Origin of the sequence: Streptococcus timonensis (assembly GCF_047463455.1) — a bacterium.
In the GTDB taxonomy this organism is placed as follows: Bacteria; Bacillota; Bacilli; order Lactobacillales; family Streptococcaceae; genus Streptococcus; species Streptococcus timonensis_B.
In genome coordinates this window covers 1-17,241 of the sequence record NZ_JASHDV010000007.1, presented here as the reverse complement: position 1 = coordinate 17,241, position 17,241 = coordinate 1, and the positions used below count along the sequence as shown (strand labels likewise).

Below are 17,241 nucleotides of genomic sequence, written 5' to 3'. Positions count from 1 at the left end.
CCTTTGCAGCCTGAGTCCATACATCTGAGAGACGAAGGTTTTCCGTTTCTAACAGCTTATTTCAAAGCTTGCAATTTTTCCCAGACAATCTCGTAGACGTCGGTTAATTCACCTAGACCTCTACGGAAAACATCCTTGTCCATATGGTTACCATCAGCATCCCAGAGACGACAGTTGTCTGGTGAAAATTCGTCTGCCAAGATAATCTTGCCTTCCTTGTCAAAACCGAATTCTAGTTTAAAGTCGATTAGCTTAAGATCAATTTCAGCAAACCAGTTTTTCAAGAATTCATTGATACGACGTGTTTCTTCCTTCAAATAGGCAATCTGCTGGTCATCAGCAATCTGCAGGAATTTCACATGTTCATCATTGATAAATGGATCATCCAAATCATCGTTTTTATAGTAAAATTCAACAATTGGGGTCTCCAAGGCGATGCCCTCTTCCACCCCAAAACGTTTTGAAAAAGAACCAGCTGTATAGTTGCGAAGCACGACTTCCAAAGGAATAATCTCCACCTTTTTATTGAGCTGTTCCGTGTCTGAAAGCTTCTCCACAAAGTGAGTCGCTACCCCAGCAGCATTTAGTTTCTCGAAAATAAAAGACGAAATCTTATTATTCAAAACTCCCTTACCCGCAATCTGCTCCTTCTTCACTCCATTGAAGGCTGTCGCCTGGTCTTTATAGCTTGAAATAATAAGATTTTCATCCTCTGTAGTATAGATGTCTTTAGCTTTTCCCGAATAGATTAATTGTTTGGACATTTCAAAGTTCGCCTTTCGTATTACTTTACATCATTTTAACACAACGAATTTTAAAAATCAAATATTTCACGAACGTATATCGATTGTCGGGTTGAAAAGATAAAGAAACTAGCAAACTCTTTCCTTGTTTCTGCAATAGAGTAAACGATTTTGGATACAAAATAAAAAGCAACACGACTAGCATGTTGCTTTCTTCTAGATTTTCTCTTTAATAGCTTTTAATACATCGGCCACGCTTTGAAGCTGGTCAATTTCATCATCACTGATTTCAATTCCAAATTCATCCTCAATAGTTAGGATAAACTCCATCAAATCAACTGAATCAGCATCCAGGTCATCCTTCAAACTCAAGTTTTCTGTTACGACAAAGTCTTCTCCTTGACGTTCTTGGATGATGGTCACGATACGGTTAAAAATTTGTTGTTCTGTCATATTATTCTCCTTATTCCTCTGAAAATTCACGCGCACTTTGGGCAACTACATCTGTCTCAAGCATAGTACGAATCTGGCGAATTGTACTATAGACAGCCTTGGCATCGCTTGAGCCATGAGTCTTGACTACTGGTGCCTTAACACCAAAAAGCACCGCACCTCCAACATCTGAATAGTTCAGTTGTTTTTTCAAACCTCTGAGATTATCCTTAAGAAGAAGAGCTCCTAGCTTGGCTCTAAGACTCCCACCTACAATAGCATTTTTAAGCAAGCCCATGATTCCCATAGCAGTACCTTCGATAGCTTTGAGCACAGCATTTCCCGTGAAACCATCTGTTACGACTACATCAGCAACTCCATCCATCAAATCACGCGCTTCCACGTTCCCAATAAAGTTTAAGCTTTCATCAGCTACCAATAGCTCATAAGCTTCCTTACGAAGCGGGTCTCCCTTGCTGCTCTCTGTCCCGTTATTAAGCAAACCTACACGAGGTTTTTCAATCCCACGAACATTTTTCGCATAGAAGGATCCTAGGATAGCGTATTGATGAAGGTGCTGAGCTGTATTTTCTGCATTGGCACCAAGATCAAGCATGTCAAAACCTTTTCCATCTATAGTTGGCAATGTTGTCATGAGCCCAGGGCGGTCAATATTTTTGATACGACCAACAATGAAAAATCCTGCTGCCAACAAGGCACCCGTATTACCTGCTGAAAGAACAGCATCTGCCTCTCCATCTTTGACAGCCTTAGCCGCCAAGATCATGCTAGCATTTTTCTTCTTACGGATAGCTTTTGTAGGCTCGTCATCCGAATTTATTTTTTCATCTGTATGAATAATACTCACACGTTCTTGAGCTGTTAGATATTGTTTGATTTTACTTTCGTCTCCGTAAAGTTGAATCTCAATATCTGAAAAGTCAGTAAGGGCTTGGTTAACACCCTCAACAATGGCTTGTGGTGCGTAATCGCCACCCATTGCATCTACTGCGATTTTTTTCATTTGTCTTCCTCTTTCAGTAATTGTCCCCAGTCGGCTAGGGAATCAATAAATTTCTTTGATTTTAGGTGAATTCCAACATACTCTTCGTAAATCTGATCCATAAACTTGCGCAATTCTTGCTTGATTTCTGACTTCAGAGAAATGGTTTCTAAAGTTTCAAAATCAATAGCTTGAAATTGATTGAGCAGATAAGGAATATTAGGATTCAGATGACATCGTCTTTCATCCTCATGGTAATGTTCTGGACAAAGACAGCCTCCGTATTTGAAGGAAAAGTCAAAGGCCTGACCCACACGATGACAAAAAGTACACTCGTTAAAATTAAGGCTGATTCCGAAACGTGTCAAAATTTGAATTTCAAAAATATTGGTCAAAACTTGATAATCTAAGCCCTCTTCCATCAACTCCAAGGTCTTTTGCAAAAAAGCAAACAAAGGAGCATCTTCTTGATTATCCTGCAAACTCGCATCTGCCAAGGCCGCAACGTAAGTCGCATAAGCCATAACAAAGAGGTCGCTATTGATTTTTGGAAAAGTCTTCACCTCATGATAATCTTCTATATAACTGAGACCATCATCATTAACCTTTAGAAGAAAATGGGCTAAGACTAAAGGTTGAATGACAGGGGCTAATTTGGATTGACCGGCGTGTTTGACAAAAAACATACGCTTGCCTGCCTGTTCTGTAAAGATTTTAACAAGCTTATCATCCTCTCGAAAGTTTCGATTGTAAAGTACTAGACCCTGACTCGTAATCGATTGAATCATACTTCTCTCATGTACTCCTCAAGTCGTTTCATAGCTTCTCTGATCGTTTCCATGCTGGCTGCATAAGATAGACGAACATAGCCTTCTCCATACTGACCAAATGCAGCACCAGGGATAAAGGCAACAGCCTTCTTGTGAGCAAAATCCTTCAGAAAGGCAAAGGAATCTTGATTGTAGCCCGAAGGAATCTTAGCAAAGATATAGAAAGCACCATCTGGCTTGATAATTTCAAAACCAAGGTCAGTCATCTTCTCGATAATGTAGTCCCGACGTTGGATATACTCTTTCTTCATGGGTTCTGCATCATCTTTACCGGCTGTTAAAGCCTCCACTGCAGCATGTTGTGCCATAGTATTTGCAGCAGTTACCAAATATTGATGACTCTTGATGAGTTGAGCTGTGAAGTTTGCTGGTGCAAAGATAAAACCTAAACGCCAACCGGTCATAGCATGGGATTTTGATAGACCATTAATAATAATGGCCTGATCTCTCAGCATGGTTCCCAGAGATACATGATTTTCCCCTGTATAAGTCAACTCTGAGTATACTTCATCACAGACTACGAAAATCTCATACTTGCGTAAAACGTCTGCCAAGGCTTCCAACTGCTCTCGACTATAGGTAATCCCTGTCGGATTAGCTGGATAGTTGAGAATGACTGCCTTGAGTTTGTCACCTTGCTCTAAAATCGCTTTTTCTAGCATTTCAGGAGTCAAGACAAAACCATTCTCAGTCGTATCAATCTGGACAATCTCTGCACCAACTAGATTAACTATTGGCTCATAGCCAGGATAGGCAGGAGCTGGCAAGAGAACCTTGTCTCCTTCCTCCAAAATAGCTGTCAGAGTAGCTGATAGAGCCTCTGTCGCACCAATTGTGACCAAGATTTCATTCTCTGGATTGTAGTCCAGCTGATATTTCTCTTTTACAAAATCACTCGCCGCCTGACGCAATGTCAACAAACCGCTCATCCCTGTATAGTAGGATTGATCTTGGTCAATGGCTCGCTTTGCAGCTTCCTTGACATGATCTGGCGTTGTAAAATCTGGTTCTCCCAAGGTCAAACGCAAGATTCCAGGAATCTCAGAGATAGCTTGGTCAAACTGACGAATCAAGGATACTTGAATCTTATCTAATTGTTTATTAAAGCGCTTGGTTAAGTCCATAGAAATCTCCTTCCTGACAGAGCATAGTACTATTATACTATAAAAGCTCCCTGACCGCAAAATTCCATTTTGAGTTGAGCCTTTCTGCTTTCTATTTTACTTTTTTTCCAGACAAGACTATAATAAGAAGTGCTTATTCTCGGAGGTTTTTATGTCATTTCTATCAAAAAATTGGGCTGGACTTTTGGTCTGTCTTATCATATCTATCATTTCTTGGGTATTAGGAAACTTCTTGCCTGTTGTAGGAGCACCAGTTTTTGCTATTTTTATCGGTATGTTTCTCCATCCCTTTCTCTCTAGCTACAAACAACTGGATGCTGGTTTAACTTACAGTTCTAAAAAACTGCTTCAGTATGCTGTTATCTTACTTGGATTTGGACTCAATATCTCACAAGTTTTCGCAGTTGGAAAATCTTCCCTCCCTGTTATCCTTTCAACCATTTCTATCGCCTTAATTGTAGCTTTCTTTTTCCAACGCTTGTTTAACCTTGATACAAAGCTAGCTACCTTGATTGGAGTTGGGTCCTCTATCTGTGGAGGTTCTGCCATTGCTGCGACAGCTCCTGTCATCCATGCCAAGGAAAAAGAAGTGGCCCAAGCCATTTCTGTTATCTTTTTCTTCAATGTCTTGGCAGCTCTTATCTTTCCAACTCTAGGTTCTTGGTTCCATCTTTCCAACGAAGGTTTTGCTCTCTTTGCGGGTACTGCAGTCAACGATACTTCCTCTGTGACAGCTACTGCTAGCGCCTGGGATAGTCTTTACCAAAGCAATACTCTCGAGTCTGCCACTATTGTCAAACTGACCCGCACCCTAGCTATTATCCCTATTACTCTCTTCCTCTCCTATTGGCAAAGCCGTCAACAAGGCAACAACCAAGGAGTGAAGCTTAAAAAAATCTTCCCCGTTTTCATTCTCTACTTCATCCTAGCTTCTCTGCTAACCACCGTCCTTACATCTTTTGGTGTCAGCAATAACTTCTTTGCTCCTCTCAAGCAACTCTCCAAATTTCTCATCATCATGGCTATGAGTGCTATTGGTCTCAAAACCAACCTCATTGCTATGATCAAATCCAGTGGAAAATCCATTCTTCTTGGGGCTCTCTGCTGGATTGCTATCATCCTGACTAGTCTTGGCATGCAAACACTTATTGGTATCTTTTAATAAAAAAAGTAGCTTTTCAGCTACTTTTTTATTGTTCTAGAATCAATCGTGTATGTTCTTTCTTAATACAACGATTCATCACAATATCTTCACATCCACCAGCTCGGAGAATCTCTTCTGCCTCTTGATTTTCAAGACCAAGTTGGGCCCAGAAAATCTGTGCATCTGCTTGTAGAAAGTCACGGGCAACATCTGGCAAAAACTCGCTACGACGGAAAACATCCACAATATCTACATGAAAAGGAATATCAGCAAGACTTGCATATGCCTTTTCTCCAAGAATTTCCTGGCCTGCTAATTTCGGATTGACTGGAATGATTCTATATCCTCGAGACTGCATCTCCTTGGATACACGATTACTAGTTGTTTCCTCGCGATCCGACAGACCTACTACAGCTACCGTTTTGCTAGTTGTTAAATACTGACGTACTACGCCATCACTAGGGTTTTTGAATAGTTCGCTCATGCAAAACCTCCTTTTTCATCCAGTATAGCATATTTTACTAATACTAGCTAATTTCTGATATAAAAAATCTTCTTAAACCCTATAAATAGATTTAAGAAGATTCTTGTTTAAATTTTATCTTGTTGCTTTATAAGCAAGTTGCTCTCCATGTTGCTTCACAAACTCTTCCATTTCTGAATCAGGAATTTGACGAAGGTACAAGTTAGAACGGATAGTTTCATCTTCTTCACGACAAGTAGAAAGTACTAAGTACTTATCTGAAGCATTGATCTTAATATTTGGATTCTTAGTACGTGATGCCTCATAAATATTATTTAATTGGGTAGTAAAGTCCTCATCGTCCTTAAAGCTTGTACGGTAGAAAGCAGTTTCTTCAGGAACGATGACCAAGCCCATCGCTTCGTAATAATACTTACGTTCAGGTGTTTCAATTACTACATATGGATGTTTATCAAAATATTCTTGACTATCATAGTAATTAACGTCGTTAAACATACGGTGGTCACCTACTTTGCTTCCACGAGCATGACCAAATAACCATGTCAAACGATCACTAAAGTCTTTCTTATTATCCATGTCCATGAAAACAGTTCCCAAATATGGTTGGTGCCCGCCATCAAATGTTTTATCTAAATAAGTTGCATTGTCTGTTGTTTGAACAACTGGTTCGTCTAACTGCGTCCCAGGAGCATAAACATAAGCAATAGCTTCCGAATTCACTCCTGTTAGTTGAGCAAAACGATTAGCTAAATACTCTTTTTCCTCTTGACTCGGACTATATTTTATTCCTTGTTCAGTAGTTGTTGTAGTAGTTGTTTCTGCTACTTGGTTTGTAGTTGAATTACTATTAAACGGATTAAAGACAGTAAATCCAAGTATAAGCGCAACAACAGCTACAAAGCCAAATAAGAGCCCAAGTACCTTACCTTTGGAAGTCGGGGTTTTCTTTGCTCGATTCATAAATCAGTATTCTCCTAAGTATTCGTTTTTGTCTAAAAAATATCACTGAACCCGAAGACTCAGTGATATTTTCTTTAAGAGCTAATTAATTATAATTATTTAACTGCGCTTGTTTTTGGAAGTGCTTTACCAGCTTGTTTAGAGTCAGCTTTACCAGCTTTAGCTGCAGCACCTGCTTTGCTTTCTGAGTTTTTAGCTTCATCTTTGTTAGCTGCTACACCTGGTTTAGCTGCACCTGGTTTAGCTGCATCAGCTGCTTTAGCTTGTTCAGGGTTAATTCCGTGTTCTTTCAAGTAACGAGCATTCTTTTGTTCTGGAGTTTCGTTCAAGATATAGTAAGAACCTTGTGCCTTGTCAGCAGTGTTGTATGTTTTTTGAGATTCTTGGATTTTACCGTTACGAACAGCATTACGAGCATCGTTCAATGCGCTTTCGTAAGCAGCTTTCTTTTCACCGTAAAGGTGTGATCCACCTTCAACAGCGTCGAATGCTTTTTTAGCTTCAACTACTGCTGGGTCTTTTGATGCAATAGCATCAACGTTATCTTGGTGACCACCAACATACTCGTTAGCTTTACGACCATTTTTAAATTCAGTTTGAGCGTTGTAAGCGTCGTTTACACCACCGCCAGTTACTGGTTGGTCGTAAGCGCCTGGAGTGTTAGCTCCACCGTTGATATCGTTATCCGCAAAAACTGGAGCTGCTGCTGAGAATACAGCAAGAGCTGCTACTGATGATAATAAAACTTTCTTCATTGTTTTATCTCCTCTTTTATTCTTAATTTAATTTATAAGGGAATACCTTACTACCAATAGTATATCACATAAAATAATGCTGTCAAGCATTTTTAAAATAATTTTTAAGTTTTTTAAAAAAATTAGTAAAGAAATAGTAAAAACTAAATCTGATTAAATAGTTCGCTCAATGCTAAATAATGGTGATAGTGGACGTTTTTCATGGATACGAATAATCGCATCTCCCAGGAGGTGGGCGATTGAAATTTGCTCAATCTTATCAATTAAACGTTCTTCAGGAAGGTAAATCGTATCTAAAACCACCAACTTTTTGATAGCAGATTTTTGGATGTTCTCCAAAGCTGGTCCTGATAATACTGGGTGAGTACAGCTAGCATAAACTTCCACAGCTCCAGCTTCAGCCAAAGCATCGGCAGCATGACAGATAGTTCCAGCTGTGTCGATCATATCATCGATCAGGATACAAGTTTTCCCTTCAACGTTCCCAATGATGTTCATAACTTCACTGGTGTTCATTTTATCGACACTCCGACGTTTATCAATGATAGCAATCGGTGTTTTCAAAAATTCCGCCAACTTACGAGCACGTGTTACACCACCGTGGTCAGGACTAACCACCACGTAGTCTGATCCAACCATGCCACGACGCTCAAAGTAATCTGCAATCAGAGGAGCTCCCATCAAATGATCCACAGGAATATCAAAGAACCCTTGAATCTGTGCCGCGTGTAAATCAATAGTTAGTAAGCGATCAACTCCTGCAACCTCTAGCATATTTGCAACAAGTTTTGAAGTGATTGGCTCACGAGCTCTTGCCTTTCTATCCTGACGTGCATAACCATAGTATGGCATTACAACGTTAACTGATTCTGCACTCGCACGTTTTAAAGCATCTACCATAATCAAAATCTCAAGCAAGTTGTCATTAACAGGTGAGCTTGTTGACTGTAAAATATAAACATGCTTACCACGAATAGACTCTGCTATATTGACCTGAATTTCTCCGTCTGAAAATTGGCGAACACTTGATTTCCCCAATTCCATTCCAATCTCTTGCGCCACACGCTCTGCTAATTCTCTATTTGAAGAAAGGGCAAAGAGCTTTAAATCAGAAAAAGACATGATTTCCTCCACTTTTTGTATCACTTGTGTTTTTTTGCGACATTTTCCACCTACCATTGTAGCGCTTTTTTCTCTATTTTTCAACAAAAATAAAACAAGGATAAACATTCTATCCTTGTCTCTATTTTATGAAGAAATCTCTTTATTCAGCATATCATTGTGCTTGTCAACAAAATGAACAGCCTTATAAAAACTATAGAGTGTAATCGCAGTTACAAGAGGAAAAGCAAGTGGTATTTCTGTCTCTAACTCGACAATTGGAGAATTAAATAAAAAGTGCGTCCCAAAAGCCAAGCCCAAGTAGATAAAACCAGGTTTTATCATTGCCTTCTGACCTCTATAAGCTCTGTATAGTAAATAAATACCTAATATAGCAAGACCTGAAAACGTCCAATGTGAGGCAATCGCTGAGGTTGCACGCTCTATAATTCTAGACAATGTATAGGCCAAACCCTCTGATAAGTCCGTACGAATATAGCTGATATCCTCAATTATTTGAAATCCTAACCCTGAAGCTATTCCCATTAAGAATACTGATTCTAATTTCTTCACAGGAATCAAATACAAAACAAAGGCAAGTGGCAATAATTTCAAAGGTTCCTCTACAAGAGGAGCGACAATGGCATTTTCCAAGGCGTTCAAAAAAGAACTGTCTGGAAACAGATCAGTTAGGAAATTATGTATATAGGTATTTGCAAAACTAGATAGCCAACCTGAAATAAACAAACCACCTAGCAAGGACAGGGTTAATGCCTTCTTTGATGTTTCCCATCTTTTCCCAATACGATATAGACAATAAATAGCTGGCACCATATAAAAAAGTGCAACGAGGATAGAAAGTCCCATCACTCCATACTCTGTTCCAGACATCGAACCATCTATATAGTACAAGGTCTCATACTGTAAACCAATACACATTAATAAAATAAAAACAAATACAATAATATTTTTCTTCATACACTATCTTTCTAAAATCTATCCTTATAATTCTACTACTATCATTCTCCCTGTATCTACATCATAGACTGCACCTGAAATGACCACATCATCAGGGATCAGGGGAGAATCTTTAAGCAATCTCATATCTTCACGAACACTTTCATCAATATCTTGAAAAGGTAAAAAGTCTTGGTCAGATACATCCACTCCCAACTCTCTTTTTAAATGTTCTTGAAAATCTTTATTTTGAAATGTTTGAGCACCGCAGTCTGTATGATGTAAAACTACAATCTCTCGTGTTCCTAATTGTTGCTGAGAGATGACTAAGGAACGCAGCATATCTTCAGTAACTCGACCACCTGCATTTCTTAAGATATGAGCATCTCCAAGAGCTAACCCTAGGGCTGGTGCTACGTGTAAACGCGAATCCATACAAGTTACGATTGCAACCTTTGTCTTTGGTTTAATTGGTAAATGGAGATCTCCATGCAATTCTACATAGGCTTGATTTGCTTTTAAAAAATTTTCAAAATAGGACATGGCAACCCACTTTCTAGCTTGTTAGATAATTTGAACTTCAAATTATCGTTATCCTATCTTACCATCTTTTCTTTGTCTTGTCAGCTGTCAACCTTCATATAAAAAAACTGGGACAGAGACATCCAGCAACTAGCTTGGGTCTCTGTCCTAGTCTTTTTAATATTATGAGCCTTTTTGGATATACTTGTTAAGAGAGCCTGCAAAGCTCTGAAGATTGAGACTTTGTACATAGACCTCACCAGTCCCTCGGAAGGTATTCACCACTCCTTCACCCGTACCTATAGACTGCCAGAAGCCATTTTCTAAGTGGATATCATAGTCCAGAGATTGACTCCAAGCCACCACATGGGCATTGTCAATCGTTAGTTCTTGGTTTTGCAACTCAATTTTCTTAATAGATCCAAAAGCATTAGCCAAAAGAGTTCCCTGACCTTGGGTTGTCATCACAAAGAGACCGCCTTGCCCTCCGAAGAGAGCTTTCCCAATAGACTGGCGCTCCATTGTATAGAAAGCTGTACCATCAAGAGCTAAAAAGGCCCCATCATTCAATCGGTACTGCTTTTCACCTAGCTCAAGAGCAATCACTTGACCAGGAGTATCTGGTGCTAAAGCAAGGTTTCCGTTGTCAGACTCTGCAACAGCTTGAGTGATAAAGGTACTTTCACCAGAAACCATCGAACGACCTACAGCTTTGACAAAACGTCCCAAACCAGAACCGCTTGCATTGAGCTGGGTATTGAGACTTACATTAGGTGTATGGTATACCATGCTACCGCGCTGAATAAAGACCGTTTCCCCCTGATTGAGCGACAACTCCATCAAAGGAAATTGCATGTTACTATCCATAGAAAATTTCATCAGAAATTCCTCCTTACTTTTAATAAATGTTAGCAATAAAATAATTAGTCATCTAAAGCTGACCATAACGATTAAGAGAATACCTTTTTCAAGACTTCTTGAATAGTCGTCACTCCGATCACCTGAATTTCCTTAGGTGGTTTAATGCCAGTTAAAGAATTCTTTGGTACATAGATTTTTGTAAATCCAAGCTTAGCAGCTTCATTGATGCGTTGCTCGATACGATTCACACGTCTGATTTCTCCAGTCAAGCCCAACTCTCCCACAAAACATTCTTGAGGATTGGTTGGTTTGTCCTTATAGCTCGAAGCAATGGCAACTGCAACAGCTAAGTCTATCGCAGGCTCATCTAATTTGACACCACCAGCTGATTTGAGATAGGCATCCTGATTTTGCAAGAGAAGCCCTGCACGTTTTTCCAAAACAGCCATAATCAAGCTAGCACGATTGAAATCAAGTCCTGTAGTAGTTCTCTTGGCATTCCCAAACATAGTCGGAGTCACCAAGGCCTGTACTTCTGCAAGAATTGGACGAGTCCCTTCCATAGTCACAACGATGGACGAGCCAGTAGCTCCATCCAAGCGTTCTTCCAAAAACACTTCACTAGGATTAAGGACCTCAACCAAGCCCCCTGATTGCATCTCAAAGATACCGATTTCATTGGTCGAACCAAAACGATTTTTGACTGCTCTCAAGATACGGAAGGTATGGTGGCGTTCCCCTTCAAAGTAAAGCACGGTATCCACCATATGCTCCAACATACGAGGACCAGCCAAGGTTCCTTCCTTGGTCACATGCCCTACGATAAAGATAGCAATGTTATTGGTCTTGGCCAGCTGCATGAGTTCAGCTGTCACCTCGCGTACTTGGGAAACCGACCCTTGTACCCCTGAAATCTCAGGAGACATAATGGTCTGTATAGAGTCGATGATGAGAAAATCAGGCTGGATTCGCTCCACCTCAGCTCTCACGCTCTGCATATTGGTCTCAGCATAGAGATAAAACTCACTGTCTATATCTCCCAAGCGCTCTGCACGGAGTTTGATCTGTTGAGCAGACTCCTCCCCACTGACATAGAGTACAGTTCCTACTTGAGACAGCTGGGTTGATACTTGTAAGAGAAGGGTTGATTTCCCAATCCCTGGATCCCCGCCGATAAGAACGAGACTCCCTGGCACCACACCTCCACCAAGAACACGGTTGAATTCCTCCATCTCAGTCTTTGTTCGATTGACATTAATAGAAGTTACTTCAGCCAATTTCATAGGCTTGGTTTTCTCACCTGTCAAGGACACACGAGCATTCTTGACCTCTGCAACCTCAACTTCCTCCACAAAAGAAGACCAAGCTCCACAGTTTGGACAGCGTCCTAAATACTTTGGTGAATTATATTCACAATTTTGACACACAAATGTCGCTTTTTTCTTTGCGATAATAAACCTCTTTCTATATCTCTATCTCACATTCAATCACTTGGCAAAAATCAATCTTCTCGTCTGGTACAAATTGGCGCATGAGCATTCGATGGGCTATAACTACCACAGTTTGATGTTCCCGATAATTAGCCATACATTCTAGAAAACGAGTCTTCATCTCTGCAGCTGTCTCATATTGAACAGGAGAATTTGGGAGCAACTCCCCATTATTTTCTAAAAATAGTCTTCTAGCTTCTTCAAATTTATCTATGCCACTTTCATAGACCTGCCATTCATGCAATAATGGCTCCACTCTCAAAGGAAGCCCAGTAGCACAAGATACATAAGAAGCCGTTTCTAATGCTCGCGTCACTGCAGAAGACACCAGTATATCAGCTGAGTCAAACAAAGGATTTTTGCAAAGTTCCTGAGCTTGTTGTCTTCCTTTCACCGATAAAGGGGCCAAGTCTATCCCAAATCCCGTATAAGAACGCTCCTCTAACTCACGGTAATTTGGCTCCCCGTGACGGATAAAAATAATTTTCATATTAAGATCCCCATAAAACTATTAATTCTCCTTGGTAGCTGCCAAAACGGAAGCCTTAACACAGCCATTGCCATCTACCCCTATAAACTCTATGCTTTTAGCACCGTTTTCCTCTAAAAAATCTTTTAAATCTGGATTAGTAAAGCAAGAAGACCAACGCTTCTCAAAGATACGAGAAGATACAAGCAGCAAGCCGGTCGCAAATTTCTTCTTTCTGTCTTTTCTCCCCCCGTCAAGGACACACGCGTATTCTTGACCTCTGCAACCTCAACCTCTTCAACAAAAGAAGACCAATACCCACAGTTTGGACAGCGCCCTAAATACTTGGGGGAATTATATTCACAATTTTGACACACAAATGTCGCCTTTTTCTTTGCGATAATAACCCTCTTTCTATATCTCTATCTCACATTCAATCACTTGGCAAAAATCAATCTTCTTGTCTGGTACAAATTGGCGCATGAGCATTCCGTGAGTTACAATGATAATAGTTTTATAATTTTTATATTTTTCCAAAGCTCTTAAAAAACGATGACGCATCTCTAGATCAGTTTCATAGCGATAAGGAGAATCTTCAGATAAAACTCCTTGATGTTTTAGATAATATTCATGAGCTACCAATACACTAGTTAAATCCGAGTTAGTGCCATCTAAGTCTGGACGCCACTCATGAAAAAACGGCTCTACAAATAAGTCCAATCCTGTTTCAACTGCTATATAATGTGCTGTTTCTAAAGCCCTCGTCACAGACGATGAAATAATAATCTCTGCCTTTCCAAAACATGCGGTTTTAGCAACTTCTTTTGCCAGACTGCGACCTTTTCCTGTCAATGGTGCTAAATCACGACCAAAACCACTATAGAGTTGCGGATTTTCAAGTTTATCAAGCATACTATAATCTGGCTCTCCATGACGTACAAAGATAATCTTCATCTTAGTGCCCTGTCGATCCAAATCCACCAGTACGTACTCCGTCTGCCTCATCTCCATCTACGATTAAAAATGGTGCAAAGACAGCCTGAACTACACGTTCCCCAACTTCAAGAACAACTTCTTGGTCGGTAATATTTTTCATCTGTGCAAAGATATGTCCTTCATTCCCAGGATTACCATAGTAGTCCCCATCAATGACACCAACCGAGTTGATTAAGACTAAACCCTTCTTACGAGGGTTTGAAGAACGATCATAAAGATAGAGTACCTCTGTTGGTTGCATATAAGCCTTGACCCCAGTTGGAACGAGGACGATTTCTCCTGGTGCAATCACTGTACGCTCCGCAACCTTTAAGTCGTACCCAGCTGCATGCGCTGTCTCACGCTTTGGTAGCAAATTTTCATCTGTAAAACTAGAAACTAATTCAAAACCACGAATTTTCATATTATTCCTCTTTTTAATCATTTATTCTAGGCTATTTTATCTTATTTATTCGAAAAAAGCACGAAAAAAGAGCACACAATTCACACTCGCTTAGGGCTGCTGGATTCCTCCCCTGACCCGCTTCACGCAGAACTGTTGCTCCACTGTTTATTATACCACATTCTCCTCTATTTTTAAAGAGAAATTATTTTTTACGTCTATTACGGAAAAAGTCCTGCATAATCCCTGCGCACTCATCCTCTAAAATCCCCGTTTCAACCTCTACACGGTGATTGAGACGTTCATCCGTCAAGATATTGTACAGACTCCCAGCAGCACCAAATTTTTGGTTCTTAGCCCCGTAAATAACCTTTGGAATACGAGCAAGACCAATTGCCCCACTACACATGACACAAGGCTCAATGGTCACAAAAAGGGTACAATCGAGCAAGCGCCAGCTCTCTTCGCTCAAATTAGCATTCTCTATGGCCATAATTTCCGCATGCATGACTGCCCGTTGCAACTCCTCACGAGCATTATGCCCACGACCAATAATTTGTCCGTCCTTAACAATGACACAACCAATGGGGATTTCATCATGCTCTAAAGCAATCTCCGCTTCCTTTAAGGCCTCTCTCATAAAAACTTCTTTTTCTTCAAGCGTGTAATCCATTTCTTCTCTCTTTCCTAGCTATCAACTCTACAATTATACCATGTTTCTTAGGACAAAAAAAGCCACCGAATGCGGTGACTTTATAGGGAGATTATTATGAAAAAGAAAAGTTTAGGAAATTTGTTACAACAAGTTAGGAGGTCTTCTTGTAACTGTCTATAGTATATCCGACCTGTCTTAAACAAATCTTAAAAAATCTCCTATGACCAAACACTTTCTAAAATATTTGTCTGTTCACGACCAGGACCTACTGAGAATGTTGAAATACGAACACCCACCAATTCGCTAACACGGCGAACATAGTTACGTGCATTTTCAGGAAGGTCTTCCAAAGTACGTACCCCAGTGATATCTTCAGACCAACCAGGCAATTCTTCGTAGATTGGTTTACAACGTTTCAATTGTTCGAGACTAGCTGGGTAGTAATCAATACGTTGACCATCAAGATCATAAGCTACACAGATTTTTACTGTATCTAAGCCACTCAAAACATCGATAGAGTTCAAAGAGAGATTTGTGATACCAGAAACACGACGGCTATGACGCATAACGACTGAGTCGAACCAACCTACACGACGAGGACGCCCTGTAGTTGTTCCATACTCATGGCCCACTTCACGAATACGATTACCAACTTCATCAAATAGCTCAGTTGGGAAAGGACCATCACCTACACGACTTGTATAAGCCTTACATACACCGACAACTTTGTCAATCTTGCTTGGGCCTACTCCAGAACCAATTGTCACACCACCAGCCACAGGGTTTGATGAAGTAACAAATGGATAAGTACCTTGGTCAATATCCAACATGACACCTTGTGCACCCTCAAAGAGAACACGTTTACCGTTATCAAGCGCATCGTTCAAGATAACAGAAGTATCAGTCACATATTGCTTGATTTGTTGACCATATTCATAGTATTCTTCAAAAATATCATCAATTGAAATAGGTTCACTATCATACAATTTTACAAATTGACGATTTTTCTCAGCAAGATTACGTTCTAAACGTTCACGGAAAATTTCTTTATCCAAAAGATCCGCAATACGAATTCCAACACGAGCTGCTTTGTCCATATAAGCTGGACCAATTCCTTTAATTGTAGTCCCAATCTTGTTATCACCCTTAGCTTCTTCTTGAAGACGGTCTAATTCAATGTGATAAGGCAAGATAACATGCGCACGATCAGAAATTCTAAGATTATCTGTTGTAACACCTTCTTCATGCAGATAAGACAATTCTTTCACAAGAGATTTAGGGTTTACAACCATCCCATTACCAATTACAGAGATTTTTTCTGGGAAGAAAATACCTGAAGGAATCAAGTGCAATTTAAATTTCTTTCCATCAATCACAATTGTGTGACCTGCATTGTCACCACCTTGGTAACGAGCAATCACCTCTGCATTAGCTGAAAGAAAATCTGTAATTTTCCCTTTACCTTCATCACCCCATTGGGTACCTACAACAACAACTGAAGTCATAATAAAATTTCGTCTGAGCCAAAAGGCTCGTCCTTTCTCATATACATGGTGGGACTCTCACCCACAATAATATCTTACAATTTATTATAATAAAGATTACCCTTTTTTTCAAGACCAAAAACTTTAAACATAGAGAAAAGCAATACCATTTTTAAAAAATAAAAAAATAGAAAAAGAAATAATTAAAATAAAAAGACAAATAAACATAAACGTTCGTAACTAAGCAAACTAGTACTAGCAAAATCTAAGATCATGGACCTGAAGAAATTGCATCAAATACAAGCGATAAGAAGTAAAATAATGATAAGGAATAAAATCGCCCATATTAGATATATTATAGCGAACAATGTAATAAAGTAGAAACTTAAGATGAAACGTCTCCCATTCGGATTCAGACATACCACAATGCTGGTACTCATCCTGAATACTACTATAAAAATCTAAAAAACTTACATAAATCTTATCAAGAATCATTTAAATACTCCATTTCATTTTAATAAAAAAATTATAACAAACATAAAAATAAAACGGACAAAAAAATCCCAAATGTCTGAAAATACATCTGAGATGACTATACATAACAAAACAAGCAATAAAAAAACGTTCCTAGGAACGTTTAAATACTCCGCCAGTAGGACTCGAACCTACGACATCATGATTAACAGTCATGCGCTACTACCAACTGAGCTATGGCGGATAAAAGCTAAGCGACTTCCATATCTCACAGGGGGCAACCCCCAACTACTTCCGGCGTTCTAGGGCTTAACTGCTGTGTTCGGCATGGGAACAGGTGTATCTCCTAGGCTATCGTCACTTAACTCTGAGTCA

Annotated in this window: 20 protein-coding genes, 1 tRNA gene, 1 rRNA gene, 1 other RNA gene and 2 pseudogenes; 1 reads left to right on the top strand and 24 read right to left on the bottom strand. The window is 39.7% G+C overall.

Annotation, left to right across the window (positions count from 1 at the left end):
* Window positions 1–56: 56 nt before the first annotated feature.
* The 5 genes from purC to QM847_RS08130 form a co-directional block, all read right to left on the bottom strand.
* Window positions 57–764, bottom strand: coding sequence for a phosphoribosylaminoimidazolesuccinocarboxamide synthase (purC, locus tag QM847_RS08150; protein WP_269798390.1), 708 nt, complete (start codon window positions 762–764; stop codon window positions 57–59).
* A gap of 195 nt (window positions 765–959) precedes the next feature.
* Window positions 960–1,196 carry an acyl carrier protein gene (locus tag QM847_RS08145; protein ID WP_269798391.1) on the bottom strand — a complete coding sequence of 79 codons (237 nt, stop codon included), beginning with the start codon at window positions 1,194–1,196 and terminating at the stop codon, window positions 960–962.
* A 10-nt stretch (window positions 1,197–1,206) separates the two neighbouring features.
* Window positions 1,207–2,199 (bottom strand): phosphate acyltransferase PlsX, encoded by a 993-nt coding sequence (plsX, locus tag QM847_RS08140; protein ID WP_269798392.1) that lies wholly within the window; start codon window positions 2,197–2,199, stop codon window positions 1,207–1,209.
* Window positions 2,196–2,966: a DNA repair protein RecO gene (gene recO / locus QM847_RS08135; RefSeq protein WP_414354946.1), complete on the bottom strand. Its 771-nt coding sequence runs from the start codon at window positions 2,964–2,966 to the stop codon at window positions 2,196–2,198. Before recO ends, plsX begins: the two co-directional genes overlap by 4 nt.
* Window positions 2,963–4,132, bottom strand: coding sequence for a pyridoxal phosphate-dependent aminotransferase (locus QM847_RS08130; protein WP_414354945.1), 1,170 nt, complete (start codon window positions 4,130–4,132; stop codon window positions 2,963–2,965). The genes recO and QM847_RS08130 overlap by 4 nt, the downstream gene beginning before the upstream one ends.
* A gap of 151 nt (window positions 4,133–4,283) precedes the next feature.
* Here QM847_RS08130 and QM847_RS08125 point away from each other — a divergent pair, with 151 nt between their 5' ends.
* Window positions 4,284–5,294 carry a YeiH family protein gene (locus QM847_RS08125; protein ID WP_414354943.1) on the top strand — a complete coding sequence of 337 codons (1,011 nt, stop codon included), beginning with the start codon at window positions 4,284–4,286 and terminating at the stop codon, window positions 5,292–5,294.
* Between the two features lie 28 nt (window positions 5,295–5,322).
* On the opposite strand, the gene QM847_RS08120 is transcribed toward QM847_RS08125, so the two are convergent.
* The 19 genes and pseudogenes from QM847_RS08120 to rrf all read right to left on the bottom strand — a co-directional run bounded on the left by QM847_RS08120 (window position 5,323) and on the right by rrf (window position 17,231).
* Window positions 5,323–5,760 carry a CoA-binding protein gene (locus QM847_RS08120; protein WP_414354941.1) on the bottom strand — a complete coding sequence of 146 codons (438 nt, stop codon included), beginning with the start codon at window positions 5,758–5,760 and terminating at the stop codon, window positions 5,323–5,325.
* A gap of 114 nt (window positions 5,761–5,874) precedes the next feature.
* Window positions 5,875–6,720, bottom strand: a complete 846-nt coding sequence (srtB, locus tag QM847_RS08115; protein WP_414354939.1) for a class B sortase, LPKTxAVK-specific — start codon at window positions 6,718–6,720, stop codon at window positions 5,875–5,877.
* A gap of 95 nt (window positions 6,721–6,815) precedes the next feature.
* Window positions 6,816–7,475 (bottom strand): amylase-binding adhesin AbpA, encoded by a 660-nt coding sequence (gene abpA / locus QM847_RS08110; RefSeq protein ID WP_269798398.1) that lies wholly within the window; start codon window positions 7,473–7,475, stop codon window positions 6,816–6,818.
* A 153-nt stretch (window positions 7,476–7,628) separates the two neighbouring features.
* Window positions 7,629–8,597, bottom strand: a complete 969-nt coding sequence (locus QM847_RS08105; RefSeq protein ID WP_269798399.1) for a ribose-phosphate diphosphokinase — start codon at window positions 8,595–8,597, stop codon at window positions 7,629–7,631.
* 126 nt (window positions 8,598–8,723) lie between these two features.
* The gene (locus QM847_RS08100; protein WP_414354936.1) at window positions 8,724–9,554 is read right to left on the bottom strand and encodes a PrsW family intramembrane metalloprotease; all 831 of its coding nucleotides are present in this window, start codon (window positions 9,552–9,554) and stop codon (window positions 8,724–8,726) included.
* Window positions 9,555–9,578: 24 nt separating this feature from the next.
* Window positions 9,579–10,076 (bottom strand): beta-class carbonic anhydrase, encoded by a 498-nt coding sequence (locus QM847_RS08095; RefSeq protein WP_269798401.1) that lies wholly within the window; start codon window positions 10,074–10,076, stop codon window positions 9,579–9,581.
* 162 nt (window positions 10,077–10,238) lie between these two features.
* Entirely contained in the window at window positions 10,239–10,934 is a 696-nt protein-coding gene (locus QM847_RS08090) for a TIGR00266 family protein (RefSeq protein WP_269798402.1), read from the bottom strand.
* A 71-nt stretch (window positions 10,935–11,005) separates the two neighbouring features.
* Window positions 11,006–12,370 carry a DNA repair protein RadA gene (gene radA / locus QM847_RS08085; RefSeq protein WP_080555149.1) on the bottom strand — a complete coding sequence of 455 codons (1,365 nt, stop codon included), beginning with the start codon at window positions 12,368–12,370 and terminating at the stop codon, window positions 11,006–11,008.
* 10 nt (window positions 12,371–12,380) lie between these two features.
* Window positions 12,381–12,896 carry a histidine phosphatase family protein gene (locus tag QM847_RS08080; RefSeq protein WP_269798403.1) on the bottom strand — a complete coding sequence of 172 codons (516 nt, stop codon included), beginning with the start codon at window positions 12,894–12,896 and terminating at the stop codon, window positions 12,381–12,383.
* A 24-nt stretch (window positions 12,897–12,920) separates the two neighbouring features.
* A pseudogene (locus tag QM847_RS08075) lies at window positions 12,921–13,121 on the bottom strand (isochorismatase family protein); the annotation flags it as partial.
* Window positions 13,112–13,279: pseudogene (locus tag QM847_RS08070) on the bottom strand (DNA repair protein RadA); the annotation flags it as partial. The pseudogenes QM847_RS08075 and QM847_RS08070, both read right to left, overlap by 10 nt.
* A gap of 10 nt (window positions 13,280–13,289) precedes the next feature.
* On the bottom strand, window positions 13,290–13,829 hold the full coding sequence (locus tag QM847_RS08065) for a histidine phosphatase family protein (protein ID WP_269798407.1): 540 nt from the start codon (window positions 13,827–13,829) through the stop codon (window positions 13,290–13,292).
* 1 nt (window position 13,830) lies between these two features.
* Window positions 13,831–14,274 (bottom strand): dUTP diphosphatase, encoded by a 444-nt coding sequence (locus QM847_RS08060; RefSeq protein ID WP_269798404.1) that lies wholly within the window; start codon window positions 14,272–14,274, stop codon window positions 13,831–13,833.
* Window positions 14,275–14,326: 52 nt separating this feature from the next.
* Window positions 14,327–14,426: signal recognition particle sRNA small type (gene ffs, locus QM847_RS08055), an RNA gene on the bottom strand.
* Between the two features lie 32 nt (window positions 14,427–14,458).
* Window positions 14,459–14,926, bottom strand: coding sequence for a tRNA adenosine(34) deaminase TadA (gene tadA / locus QM847_RS08050; RefSeq protein ID WP_414354933.1), 468 nt, complete (start codon window positions 14,924–14,926; stop codon window positions 14,459–14,461).
* Between the two features lie 200 nt (window positions 14,927–15,126).
* Window positions 15,127–16,413, bottom strand: coding sequence for an adenylosuccinate synthase (locus QM847_RS08045; RefSeq protein ID WP_414354931.1), 1,287 nt, complete (start codon window positions 16,411–16,413; stop codon window positions 15,127–15,129).
* A 234-nt stretch (window positions 16,414–16,647) separates the two neighbouring features.
* On the bottom strand, window positions 16,648–16,887 hold the full coding sequence (gene comW, locus QM847_RS08040; protein WP_414354929.1) for a sigma(X)-activator ComW: 240 nt from the start codon (window positions 16,885–16,887) through the stop codon (window positions 16,648–16,650).
* Between the two features lie 149 nt (window positions 16,888–17,036).
* Window positions 17,037–17,110, bottom strand: a tRNA-Asn gene (locus QM847_RS08035).
* Window positions 17,111–17,115: 5 nt separating this feature from the next.
* Window positions 17,116–17,231: ribosomal RNA gene (gene rrf, locus QM847_RS08030) — 5S ribosomal RNA — on the bottom strand.
* Between the last annotated feature and the right edge of the window lie 10 nt (window positions 17,232–17,241).